The organism is Microcoleus sp. AR_TQ3_B6, from assembly GCF_036702785.1.
Classification (GTDB): domain Bacteria; phylum Cyanobacteriota; class Cyanobacteriia; order Cyanobacteriales; family Microcoleaceae; genus Microcoleus.
In genome coordinates this window covers 14,054-26,597 of sequence record NZ_JAUBVJ010000014.1, presented here as the reverse complement: position 1 = coordinate 26,597, position 12,544 = coordinate 14,054, and the positions used below count along the sequence as shown (strand labels likewise).

At 44.6% G+C, this 12,544-nt stretch carries 8 protein-coding genes and 1 CRISPR repeat array (1 of these 9 only partly in view); all 8 genes read left to right on the top strand.

Annotated elements, in window-relative coordinates; translation table 11 throughout:
• Window positions 1-4 precede the first annotated feature (4 nt).
• The 8 genes from QUB56_RS09585 to QUB56_RS09550 all read left to right on the top strand — a co-directional run bounded on the left by QUB56_RS09585 (window position 5) and on the right by QUB56_RS09550 (window position 10,806).
• The gene (locus QUB56_RS09585) at window positions 5-4,096 is read left to right on the top strand and encodes a tetratricopeptide repeat protein (protein ID WP_332954918.1); all 4,092 of its coding nucleotides are present in this window, start codon (window positions 5-7) and stop codon (window positions 4,094-4,096) included.
• On the top strand, window positions 4,089-5,948 hold the full coding sequence (locus tag QUB56_RS09580) for a tetratricopeptide repeat protein (protein ID WP_332954917.1): 1,860 nt from the start codon (window positions 4,089-4,091) through the stop codon (window positions 5,946-5,948). Before QUB56_RS09585 ends, QUB56_RS09580 begins: the two co-directional genes overlap by 8 nt.
• Before the next feature lie 164 nt (window positions 5,949-6,112).
• Entirely contained in the window at window positions 6,113-6,313 is a 201-nt protein-coding gene (locus tag QUB56_RS09575) for a hypothetical protein (protein ID WP_332954916.1), read from the top strand.
• 25 nt (window positions 6,314-6,338) lie between these two features.
• Window positions 6,339-7,073 carry a glutathione peroxidase gene (locus QUB56_RS09570; protein WP_332954990.1) on the top strand — a complete coding sequence of 245 codons (735 nt, stop codon included), beginning with the start codon at window positions 6,339-6,341 and terminating at the stop codon, window positions 7,071-7,073.
• Between the two features lie 203 nt (window positions 7,074-7,276).
• Window positions 7,277-8,248, top strand: coding sequence for a sodium-dependent bicarbonate transport family permease (locus QUB56_RS09565; protein ID WP_332954915.1), 972 nt, complete (start codon window positions 7,277-7,279; stop codon window positions 8,246-8,248).
• 1 nt (window position 8,249) lies between these two features.
• Window positions 8,250-8,561 (top strand): P-II family nitrogen regulator, encoded by a 312-nt coding sequence (locus QUB56_RS09560; protein WP_332954914.1) that lies wholly within the window; start codon window positions 8,250-8,252, stop codon window positions 8,559-8,561.
• Window positions 8,562-9,250: 689 nt separating this feature from the next.
• A complete protein-coding gene (gene gap, locus QUB56_RS09555; RefSeq protein ID WP_332954989.1) occupies window positions 9,251-10,282 on the top strand; it encodes a type I glyceraldehyde-3-phosphate dehydrogenase in 1,032 nt (343 codons plus the stop codon).
• A 158-nt stretch (window positions 10,283-10,440) separates the two neighbouring features.
• Window positions 10,441-10,806, top strand: a complete 366-nt coding sequence (locus QUB56_RS09550) for a DUF1823 family protein (RefSeq protein ID WP_332954913.1) — start codon at window positions 10,441-10,443, stop codon at window positions 10,804-10,806.
• A 275-nt stretch (window positions 10,807-11,081) separates the two neighbouring features.
• Window positions 11,082-12,544: direct repeats of the CRISPR family, unit length 37 nt; unit sequence GCCGGAAAACCCATAAAACCCTATCAGGGATTGAAAC (it continues 3,228 nt past the right edge of the window).

The following is a 12,544-nucleotide window of genomic DNA, read 5'->3' as shown; positions in this document are numbered from 1 at the left end:
AATTATGCCCTCGATTGAGAAGATGGAAAAAGCAGCGGTTGATTTGAGTCGGCAAGCAGAAGTTTATTTAGCAGAAGGAAGGTTAAATGAGGCAGTTGCTGCTTGCGAGTTAGCGTTGAAAATTGAACCGAATTTGGCGACAGCTTGCCAAACGCTGGGAAAGGCGATGCAGGTTCGAGGTGAAATCGAACAAGCTAAGCAGTGGTATGAAAGGGCGATCGAGCATAATCCAAATTTGCCGGAAGTTTACGCTAATCTCGGCAGTTTGTATTCTCAAGAAAAACAGTGGTCTAAGGCGATCGCCAATTGTGAAAAAGCGATTTCGCTAGCGCCTAATTTTGCCGCTGCTTATCGGCAGTTGGCGAGAATTTGGACGCAGTTAGAGAAGCGAGAAGAGGCGGCAGACTGTTGGTATCAAGCTTTTAATATCGAGCCGAGTTGGGCAACTGCTGACGAGCACGTCTCTCTGGGAAATAGTTTTGTTGAATTGGGAAAGCTCGATCGCGCTATTGAATGTTATTCGCGGGCAATTAAGTTAAACCCGAAGCTGGCAACAGCTTATCACAATTTGGGGGAAATGCTGGTCGGGAAAAAACGGTGGGATGAGGCGATCGCCAATTACCGACAAGCGATTGCCATCAATCCAAATCTTTTTGAATCTTACCACAGTTTGGGTAAAACTTGGGCGGAGCGAGGAGAATTGGATCGGGCGATCGCCTGTTACCGCAAAAGCATCGATATCAATCCTAATTATGCTCGTGCTTACGTGGGTTTAGGTAATGTTTTCGCGCAAAAACGCGACTTTGATTCAGCCATTAAATGTTACCGTCAGACTCTGGAAATTAATGATAATTCCTACTGGGCATACAATTGCCTAGGGGACGCTTTGGCTCAAAAACAACTGTGGCAGGAAGCTATTAGTTGCTACCGCAAAGCTATTGAAATAAGTCCGAATATTCCTTGGTTTTATGTCAATTTGGGAATTGCCTTCACCTGCGCACAATCCTGGGATGAAGCTGTTAGCGCTTACCTGCACGCGGTTCAGATTGAGCCGAATTTGACCGGAATCAATCAGAGGTTGGGATATGTTTTGCGCAAGCGCAGCGAATCGGGCTTAGACAGCACAATCGAAACTTATTGTCAAGGTATCGAGGTACTTGCAAGCGGGAAAATTTACCACAAATTGCTGGGAATTGAGTTAGATGGAGCGGAGTTTTATATAAATTTAGGCAATAGTTTAGAGAAACAGAAGCAGCTTGAAGGTGCGATCGTATTTTATAGCATGGCACTGCAAATTGAACCCAATGCTGCGGAAGTGGTCGCAAAACTTCAGGAGGTTCGCGCGAAACAACAGGAGTTGTACGCACAAATTGCCACTTACCGTCGCCAAATTGATCTCGATCCGAGCAATTCTCAGCCTTACAACGATTTAGGAAATATTTTACCGCAATTAGGGGAATTAGAAGAAGCAATTATTTGCCACCAAAAAGCGGGCGAATTGAGGGGTTGGGCTGAGTGTGCGGCGAAAGATTATCAATTTACCCAAGATTGGTTTACGCACAATATTCCTATTTGGAAACGGCATTTGCAGGAATTTACCGGAATTGCGGATTTTCAAGTGGTGGAAATTGGCAGTTTTCAGGGAATGTCGGCTTGCTGGCTGCTGGATAATATTTTAACTCATCCGACGGCAAAAATTACTTGTATTGATTTGTATTTTCAACAACATTTTAAGGGCAATATTGTTAAAACGGGAGCAGCAGAGCGGGTAATAGAATTAGAAGGTTACTCTCAAGATTTGTTAATTAATTTGGCTTCGGAATATTACGATGTTGCTTACATTGACGGCTGTCACAAACCTACCAGTGCTCTGCAAGATGCGATTTTATCTTGGAGGTTGGTGAAAGTTGGGGGATTGATGATTTTTGACGATTACGAGTTTACGTTTCCCGACAGCCCCGAGCAAGATACTAAAATTGGGATAGATGTTTTTTTGGAGATGTTTGGAAGTCAGTTAGAAGTAGTACACAAAGGCTATCAACTGATTGTCAAAAAAATCGGAAATCAAAGTTTGGGCGAAGAGCCAACTCTGTTGTCTCTGGGTTGGGAAAAGTTGGGGGAGATTGCGGCAAATACGGGTTATTTGGAGGAGGCGATCGCTCGCTATCAAACAGCTATTAAAATTAAGTCCAGCAACTACTTAACTTACCACAAGTTGGGTAAAACTCTGCAAGAGAAAGAACTGTTTGACGAAGCTCGGGCAGCTTACCAACGGGCGATCGCACTAAACCCTAATTTTAGTTGGGCTTACCACTTTTTGGGGGAAACTTTGCAGGCGATGGAGGAACACGGCGAAGCCGCTGCTGCTTACCGCAAAGCTATTGAGTTAAATCCCGATTTTTGTTGGACTTACAACAATTTAGGCGATGTGCTGATGGAGCTTTCTGAGTGGGAGGAAGCTGCTGTTGCTTACCGCAAGTTAGTTGAACTAAATCCCGATTTTTGTTGGTCTTACGATAGATTAGGTAAGGCTTTGGTTCCACTGAAAAATTGGGCAGAAGCGACGGCGGCTTACCGCAAAGCTATTGAATTAAATCCCGATGATTGTTGGCTGTACAATAGTTTGGGGGAAGTTCTGGAATTACAAGAAAATTGGCCCGAAGCAGCAGCGGCTTTTGGTCGTGCTATTGAGCTAGAATCTGAGCATAGTTGGCTGTACAAAAAGTTGGGTGATGCACGGCGGAATCAAGGAGAATTAGAAAGGGCGATCGCCATTTATGAAAAAGGGATCGATCTCGATCCAAAATCCTGTTGGTGTTACGAAGGATTGGGTTTGAGTTTAATTGCCAAACAGCAGTGGGAACCTGCAATCACTAATTTAGTTCAAGCCCTGCAAATTAAACCCGATTTGTTTGAAGCTTACGATAATATAGGTTATGCTCTGGAACAACAAGGAGAAGTCGATGAGAGCGATCGGGCAAAATGCAGCAATCAAAACTTACCCTTAAGTATTCTCAAAAAATACTGTGGGTTTACAGAAGATTTGACAGTTGCAGCAGAATCCAATCCGCACCTCACCTGCATTGACATCCATCCTGCGAGTCAAATCAATTTATCTGATTCCAAAACAATCGACAGCAGCCGCAGATTTTGGGAACATCAAAGTCATTCCAGAAAAGCTTTTGTTGCCGTATTGCCAAACGGACGAGCTTGGGCAGATGTTGTGACTACCGCCGTGATTACTTCAGACAATAAACTTGTTGCTGATATTTCAATGGGTTGTGCTGAATTGGCAATCACTTCCGACAAATTGCCTCCCGCTGAACACGTCGATGGAAATGTGGCTTTTTTATCGGCTCGCTGGGGTGGAGCTGCTTATTTTCATTGGATGTTTGATGTGATTACGCGATTTGACCTTTTGCAGCGGAGCGGATTGATAGAAACTATAGATAAGTTTGTTGTCAATGCCTCGGATTCTTCCTATCAAGCAGAAACTTTAGATACTTTAGGAATTTCTCAAAATAAACTTTTAGAAAGTCACTGCAATTTACACATTACAGCCGATAAATTAATAGTTCCGTCAATATCATATGACGGCTCGGGGGCGGTTTCTCAATGGAAGTGTGAATATCTCAAAAAGACATTTTTAAATGAACAACAACCCCTAAATACAGACTATTCAGAGCGCATTTATATCAGTCGCCAACAAGCATCCTATCGGCGGATAGTCAACGATGAAGAGGTAATTAAATACTTAGAAAAATTAGGGTTTCGGAGTGTCAAGTTGGAAACGATGTCGGTAGCGGAACAAGCATCGTGTTTGGCTGCTGCTAAAGTAGTTGTCGCACCCCACGGAGGGGGGTTGACTAATCTAGTTTTTTGCTGTCCGGGAACTAAGGTTATTGAGATTTTTTCTCCCCTTTACGTTCCGCATTGTTATTGGATGATTAGCAATTTGTGCGGTTTGGAACATTACTATTTAATTGGTGATTTGGTTGATGATGGAACTCCGACAAAACCTTTACATAAAGATATGCGGTTGGATGTGAAATCGCTGGAAAAATTACTGACTGTTGCAGGAGTTTTGCATGGATAATGACTACCACGATTTGGGGAATTCCCTGCAAGAAAAGGGTCGGTTTGATGAGGCTGTTGCTGCTTACAAAAAAGCTATTGAATTAAATCCTAATTTTTCTTGGTCTTATCACAGTTTGGGCGATGTCTTGCTGAAACTTGAAAAATGGGAGGAAGCAGTCGCTGCTTACAAAAAAGCTGTTGAGTTAAATCCAGATTTTTCTTGGTCTTATCACAATTTGGGCGATGCTTTGCTGAAACTTCGGCAATGGGAAGAAGCTGCTGCTGCTTACCGCTGCGAGATTGCACTCAACTCTGATTTCGCTTGGTCTTTTTGCAATTTAGGCGACGCTTTAACTAAACTAAAACAGTGGGATGAAGCTATCGCTACGTATTTAAAAGCTATTGAAATTGACGGAGATTTGCCGGGAATTTACGAGAAGTTGGGATACGCTCTCGGACAAACAGAGTCGGATTTAAACTTACTGTTAGAACAATCTCAATTGCAAATTACACCGGAAAATTGGGAGTTTTATTTGCAGTTAGGAGAGAATTTAGCGAAGTACGATCGCCCAAAAAGCGCAATTATTTTTTACCAAGCTCTCTTGACAGCTATGCCGAGTTGTGGTAACGCATCAGCGGAATTAGAGGAGTTGTTGCAGAAGCAAGAAAAGTGCGTAAGCGTTGCCCTCGAAGAGGATCGGGCATTAGCCTCATCTCGCGCAACTGTCGCCCAAAAACCCGATGATTGCTGGTCTTATTACAATTTAGGTGCTGTTCTGAGCCACCAAAAATATTGGGAGGAAGCGGCGGCGGCATTTTTCCAAGCAATAGAAATAAATCCCGATAGTCCTTGGTGGTTTTATTACAATTTGTGGGAAGTTTTTGCTAGGCAAAACAAGTTAGATGAAGTTGAGAACTTCTGCCGCGAAGTTGTTGCAGCTAAACCGGAGGCTTTTTGGCCTTATCTGAATTTGGGGGAAGCTTTGACGAGGCAAGGTAAAATTGCCGAGGCGATTGATTTTTATCGAACTGTCAGTTACAAACAAAGTTTTGCATCTATTATCAGTAAGAGAACAGGCATTTTGCCTGTTCCACAAACAGATACAGGCAAGATGCCTGCTATACAACATAGGAACTTAAAACCAGTCAAAGTTCCTAACTTTATAATTATTGGTTGTCAGCGGTGCGGGACGACTTCTCTGTATACTTATTTAGCTCAACACCCGCAAATTTTGACTCCGATTAAAAAGGAGATGGATTTTTTATCGTGGCACTTTGACAGAGGGATTGATTGGTATTTGGCTCATTTTCCGCCAATGCCTGCGGGAGAGCAATTTTTGACGGGCGAAGCAAGTCCGAGCTATTTTGACTCTCGGGAAGCACCGGAACGGCTCTACAGGCTGTTTCCCGAGGCTAAACTGATTGTACTTTTGCGAAATCCGGTCGATCGGGCGATTTCTCAATTTTACCGCTTGACTGACTTAAATTGGGAAGCGCGATCGCTCGATCGAGTAATTAGCGCTGAAATTGAACGGTTGAATCAAAATCCAGAATACATCATCGGCGAGGAACCGGGGAATTATTTAGCTCGCGGTAGGTACATAGAATTTATCAAAAACTGGCGGACTTTCTTTCCCCGAGAACAGTTGTTAATTTTGAAAAGCGAAGATTTTTATGCAGGTGCGGCAACAACTGTCAAGCAAGTTTTAGAATTCTTAGATTTGCCGGAATATCAATTATCTGAATACCAAAATGCTAATCCCGGTTCTTACCAGCCGGTCAATCAATCGGTTCGCGATTGGTTGAGGGATTATTTTCGACCTTACAATCAGCAGCTAGAGGAGTATTTAGGCCGAAAACTTGATTGGTAATTGGGCGTGGGGCATATCGATTTTAGATTTTAGATTTTAGATTTTAGATTTTAGATAGGGGCATGGGGCATGGGGCATATCGATTTTAGATTTTAGATTTTAGATAGGGTCATGGGGCATGGGGCATGGGGCATGGGGCATGGGGCATTGTTAGCTGTTGACGGTTGACTGGAAAGCTGTTGACGGTTGACTGGAAAGCTCACCACAGTCAACAGTCAACAGTCAACAGTCAACAGTCAACAGTCAACAGTCAACAGTCAACAGTCAACCGTCAACAGTCAACTGACAACGGACTAAAAAAAACCCGCCTATCCTTGACAAGTCATACTCGTTATGAGTACGCTAAAGAAAGCAAAGGAATTTAACCCAACTACCCAAGAATTTAAAATCATGCTGACGAACCAAGAAGGTCAAAGAGTACCCAAAGTCACCTTTCGCACTCGCAAAGACAACGAGTGGGTGGATGTCACCACGGATGATATATTTGCAGGTAAAACCGTAGTAGTATTCTCGCTGCCGGGAGCTTTTACTCCCACTTGTTCGTCAACGCACCTCCCCGGTTATAACGAATTGGCCAAAGTTTTCAAAGAAAATGGCGTAGATGAAATTGTTTGTATTTCCGTCAACGACGCCTTTGTGATGAACGAGTGGGCAAAAGACCAAGAATCAGACAATCTGACGTTAATTCCCGACGGTAACGGGGAATTTACTCAAGGCATGGGAATGCTGGTAGACAAAACAGATTTAGGCTTTGGCAAGCGGTCTTGGCGTTATTCGATGCTGGTAAAAGATGGCGTGGTTGAAAAAATGTTTATTGAGCCTGAGGAACCGGGAGACCCTTTCAAAGTGTCTGATGCCGAGACGATGCTCAACTACATCAACTCCGCAGCAGCTAAGCCGAAGCTAGTTTCGCTGTTTACAAAAAAGGGCTGTCCCTTCTGCGCTAAGGCTAAGGCTATGCTGAGTGAAAAGGGCTTGGATTATGAAGAAATCGTCTTGAACCGGGATGTCACAACCAAATCGCTGCGGGCGATGACTGGGGCTACAACTGTGCCGCAAGTATTTATCGACGGCAAGTTGATCGGTGGTTCCGAAGCGCTAGAGTCTTATTTGGCAGTTGCTTAGTTAAACCAAAATACTTAGCTTGCGGGTGCCGAGTGCAAACCTTACAACGAGTAAGGTGTGCACTCGGCGCTTTTGCTGTATTTGGCGGTATTTAGCCCGCTCGAGCTTTCGCGTCCAAAGTTCGATCGGTCTATTGATCCATTCTCGTGCCACAATTACTGGGGAAGTAATATTAAAAACGCAAGAAATGGGAGTGAACGATCGTGGATTTGAGTTTAGTCGCGTCAAATATCTTAAATCCACCCATATTAGCTTTTTTCATGGGAATGCTGGCAATTTTTCTCAAATCTGATTTAGAAATTCCAGCGCCCATCCCCAAACTGTTTTCGCTGTACCTGCTGTTTGCGATCGGATTTAAAGGCGGCGTCGAACTGTCGCGAAGCGGAATTGACCAGCAAGTCGCCCTGACAATTTTGGCAGCGATGCTGATGTCAATGCTAGTACCCATTTATACTTTTTTCCTATTGAGGATCAAACTCGACTCTTACAATGCCGCAGCGATCGCAGCCACCTACGGTTCCATCAGCGCCGTCACATTTATTACCGCAACCTCCTTCCTCACAGCACAGGGGATCGACTTTGACGGTTACATGGTAGCCGCGCTAGCATTAATGGAATCCCCAGCAATTATAGTCGGGCTAATACTCGTGAGTGTATTCGGCGGGGAAGAAGGAAAACGCGAAATAGTTTGGTCAGAAGTTTTGCAAGAAGCATTCCTAAACAGTTCAGTTTTTCTACTGATTGGCAGCCTAATTATGGGCATAATGACAGGAGAACACGGTTGGCAAGTTATGAGTCCGTTTACTCAAGATTTGTTTTACGGAGTTTTGACTTTTTTCTTGCTAGACATGGGGCTGGTTGCAGCCAGCAGAATTAAAGATTTGCAAGAAGCAGGAATTTTTCTGATCGGCTTTGCAATCCTAATTCCCATAGTCAACGCCGTAATTGCTTTGGTAATAGCGAAATTAATCGGAATGCCACAGGGAGACACTTTGCTGTTTGCCGTATTGTGCGCGAGTGCTTCTTATATAGCAGTACCAGCAGCGATGCGCCTAACTGTTCCCGAAGCGAACCCAAGTCTTTACATTTCAACTGCCTTAGCAGTGACATTTCCATTTAATATCATTGTAGGGATTCCCCTGTATCTATACGGAATCAATATGTTTTGGAGGTGAGATGATGGAGTCAGTCAAAAGAGTAGAAATCATAGCCCACTCAGTGGAGCTCGGCAAGATTTTAGACGGTTTAGACAAAGCTGGCGTACCCGGTTATTCGGTGATTCGTGATGTCGCGGGAAAAAGCACCAGGGATCACGTTTCCCGCGATTCATCAATGACGGCGCTGGATAACATTTATGTGCTTGCTTTTTGTTCTCCAGCTCAAGTATCAGCAGTGGCAGAAAACATTAGACCAATTCTCAATAAGTTTGGTGGGTCGTGTTTTATTTCAGATGCGGTGGAATTGCTAATTACTAGGTGCGTCGGGTAGTCATTAGTCATTAGCCATTAGTGATTGGTGATGGTACTAATTCGGAAAAGTAGGGCTACATATAGATTGTACGCAATATGTGTAGGGACGCGGTCTTGCTCGTTGGTTTCAACTTAAGACCCAAACCCCTGATAAATGTCGCTTGCCGTCAAGTTTCGCTCCCCCTCTGGCATCCCGGGCGCCTGGGGGACAAAAGAGAAGACTTCTGTCCCCCCCGGAAGCCGGGGAGTAGGCGGCAAAAATCAGGGGGGATCGAACCCAAACCGTCAAACAGCAGACGGGTAGTACATTTGACGTTAAGTTGACACCAATAGGCACGGTGCGGTGTCCTGGCGCGGATCTGCGGCTTTAATCTTAGGCTTCGGGCACCGAAAGCAGCCCCTGGTGAGAATGCCAATCCATTTTGGCATTTGCAGAACTTTTTTATTATTACTTTAGCCTGATTTTAAAAAGGCGATTTTGAAAATAATTTCTGTCTATTATAGCACTTGTACAATCATCAGCCATCAGCCATCAGCCATTAGCCAGCGGTCATTTCAGGATTAATTGCCCTTCGCCACCGGGGCAGAATTCAGAATTCTTAAGAGATAGAAAAGAATCAGTTGCAAAAATCCGTTAGCGTGGTAAATTCTAAGCCACAACAGGCGATCGCCCGATCGAGTAGCGATATTTTCAATAGGAGTTTAAACATGGCTGCATTAAAAGTTGGCATCAACGGATTTGGTCGCATCGGACGGCTAGTTATGCGTGCCGGCATCAAAAACCCCAATATCGAATTTGTAGGCATTAACGACTTAGTTTCGCCAGAGAACCTGGCTTATCTTTTCAAATACGACTCCACCCACGGCATTTACAAAGGCTCCGTTGAAAGCAAACCAGACGGGATTGTCGTTGACGGAAATTTTATCCCCTGCACATCAATTAGAAATCCTGCGGAATTGCCGTGGGGTAAATACGGCGCAGATTATGTTGTAGAATCTACCGGATTGTTTACAGATTTTGAAGGCGCATCAAAACACTTGACGGCGGGAGCAAAACGAGTAATACTTTCAGCACCGACAAAAGACCCGGAAAAAGTTGCAACTTTTCTAGTAGGCGTCAACCACCACAAATTTGACCCAGCAAAAGATACTGTTGTTTCCAATGCTAGCTGTACGACGAATTGTTTAGCACCAATTGCCAAAGTTATTAACGATAACTTCGGCTTGGAAGAAGGTTTAATGACTACAGTTCACGCAATGACAGCTACTCAACCAACTGTAGACGGCCCCAGCCAAAAAGATTGGCGGGGAGGACGCGGTGCGGGTCAAAATATTATTCCATCTTCCACCGGTGCAGCAAAGGCTGTTACTTTGGTGTTGCCGGAATTGAAAGGAAAATTGACGGGAATGGCTTTGCGGGTGCCAACTCCCGACGTGTCTGTAGTTGACCTTACTTTCAAAACCGAGAAGGAAACTAGCTACAAAGAAATTTGTGAAGCCATGAAAAAAGCCTCTCTTGGCGAACTCAAAGGCATTCTGGGATATACTGAAGATGCGGTAGTTTCGACGGATTTTCAGGGCGACGCGCGATCGAGCATTTTCGATGCAGGTGCGGGAATTGAACTGAATTCTAAGTTTTTCAAAGTAGTTTCCTGGTACGACAACGAGTGGGGTTATTCTTCCCGCGTGATTGACTTGATGCTGTCGATGGCCGAGAAAGACGGAATTTTGAATAAGTAATATTTGGGGCAAATGTAAGGTGCGCCGGCTCGCGTACCTTACGTCTCAGTAAGCTGCTACGTCGAGGAGGCAAATGTGTGCGGCGGGTGCGCACCCTACGTCTTCTATCTTGCCTCTTCTTTCTTCCTTCTTCACGCTTGACTTCTTGCTTCTTCTATATGTCTGAATTACCACCGCTGAATAACGAAACTATTTGGGCTATCCTCAACGAAGAAATCGACGATGCTGCTGTGAACCGATTAGTTTGGCAGTATCTGGGCTACCGCCCTGATGCGGAGACTGGCAAGTGGAACAGTGCAGGTGTTGCACCCGAGTGGCGCCAAGAGTACCCGGAACCGCCGGATTTTATCGATTCTAGGCCGGCGACGGTGAAATTGACTCGATCGACCCCTCCAGAAAAAAAGCAGTTGCTGAAGGAAAAATTGGGGTTTAAGGGCTATAAAATTGGGGAATTCGGGCCGAGACAGACTCGCAGGGCGACGATGGCTAATTGGTTGATGGGTTTTATGGAAGCTGGGGCGTAGATTAAACAATCTTTTTTGTTTAAAAGTGCGTCTGTTAGTAGGTGTAAAAATCGAGGGGTTGGGTTTTTCGGCTGTAATCCAACTGCCGTAAGGGTTTGATGCCCCAACCGGGAACAAAAGGCAGACGCAATTGCTGAAACCTTTATCTAATAAGAGTTTCAAGCGATAGGTCAAAGTTGGGTATTGACAGACCGAGGCTGAAATGGTACTTTTAGTTTGTGCAGACGCAAACGAACCTTCAAAACTAAATACAGCAACGGTTTGAAATGCCAGCAGCCGGAAAACCCATAAAACCCTATCAGGGATTGAAACGAAGTTAAGAAAATCACCGGAAGATGAGGATGAGATAGCCGGAAAACCCATAAAACCCTATCAGGGATTGAAACGGAGAGTTCCGCCTCAATCTTCTGGCGATCGGCGCCGGAAAACCCATAAAACCCTATCAGGGATTGAAACATTTCTTTTATGCGCCTCTAGAAAAAAAAACTGTGGCCGGAAAACCCATAAAACCCTATCAGGGATTGAAACTTTAAATCATCGGCATCGCTTATGCTGGGCATATGCCGGAAAACCCATAAAACCCTATCAGGGATTGAAACATTGCGGCACGAGAGCAACTGCGAAAGATTAACGCCGGAAAACCCATAAAACCCTATCAGGGATTGAAACCGCTAAATACGATGGAGACCTTGCAATACAACGAGCCGGAAAACCCATAAAACCCTATCAGGGATTGAAACTTTTCTGAACCAGGCTTCTTTTTGTCCGAGCTTACAGCCGGAAAACCCATAAAACCCTATCAGGGATTGAAACGCCGTAGCCATCCACGTCCGATCCTTCGTTGCCTGTGCCGGAAAACCCATAAAACCCTATCAGGGATTGAAACCAGCCAAAACTGATTGGAACTCTGAAGTCAAGATAGTGCCGGAAAACCCATAAAACCCTATCAGGGATTGAAACTACGGTGGATATGTCCGAATCTCTGCACCGCAAGCCGGAAAACCCATAAAACCCTATCAGGGATTGAAACGAGATTGAGTAGATTTAAGCTTTAACAAAGGCAAGCCGGAAAACCCATAAAACCCTATCAGGGATTGAAACTGGCGAAAGAGCGATCGGGTAATGACGGCAAAAGCCGGAAAACCCATAAAACCCTATCAGGGATTGAAACATATAATTTCATTCTTCTACTCCTAACGCAAAACTGGCCGGAAAACCCATAAAACCCTATCAGGGATTGAAACTGACTTTTTTGCTGACAAAACCGTTGTCGTAGCTGCCGGAAAACCCATAAAACCCTATCAGGGATTGAAACGTAATTGACCTGAGTCCCCATAACTTCAGCAGAGCCGGAAAACCCATAAAACCCTATCAGGGATTGAAACGGATCTGACCAAGTCAGTGCCGGTAGCCGTTGATTTGGCGGCCAAGCCGGAAAACCCATAAAACCCTATCAGGGATTGAAACTCGACTCCCGCGCTGCCCGAGGACTTTGCTTTCCTAAGCCGGAAAACCCATAAAACCCTATCAGGGATTGAAACGTAATTGACCTGAGTCCCCAAAACTAAAGCAGGCCGGAAAACCCATAAAACCCTATCAGGGATTGAAACAGACTTGGCTCTGAGTATTTGTGGGACATTTTCGTAGAGCCGGAAAACCCATAAAACCCTATCAGGGATTGAAACGTGTGTCCCGATGGGAATGAATACCCATTTGTCTCGCCGGAAAACCCATAAAA

Coding starts and splice junctions, on each gene's coding strand:
- QUB56_RS09585 (WP_332954918.1), top strand. CDS start 5: ATGCCCTCGATTGAGAAGATGGAAAAAGCAGCGGTTGATTTGAGTCGG.
- QUB56_RS09580 (WP_332954917.1), top strand. CDS start 4,089: ATGGATAATGACTACCACGATTTGGGGAATTCCCTGCAAGAAAAGGGT.
- QUB56_RS09570 (WP_332954990.1), top strand. CDS start 6,339: ATGCTGACGAACCAAGAAGGTCAAAGAGTACCCAAAGTCACCTTTCGC.
- QUB56_RS09560 (WP_332954914.1), top strand. CDS start 8,250: ATGATGGAGTCAGTCAAAAGAGTAGAAATCATAGCCCACTCAGTGGAG.
- gap (WP_332954989.1), top strand. CDS start 9,251: ATGGCTGCATTAAAAGTTGGCATCAACGGATTTGGTCGCATCGGACGG.
- QUB56_RS09550 (WP_332954913.1), top strand. CDS start 10,441: ATGTCTGAATTACCACCGCTGAATAACGAAACTATTTGGGCTATCCTC.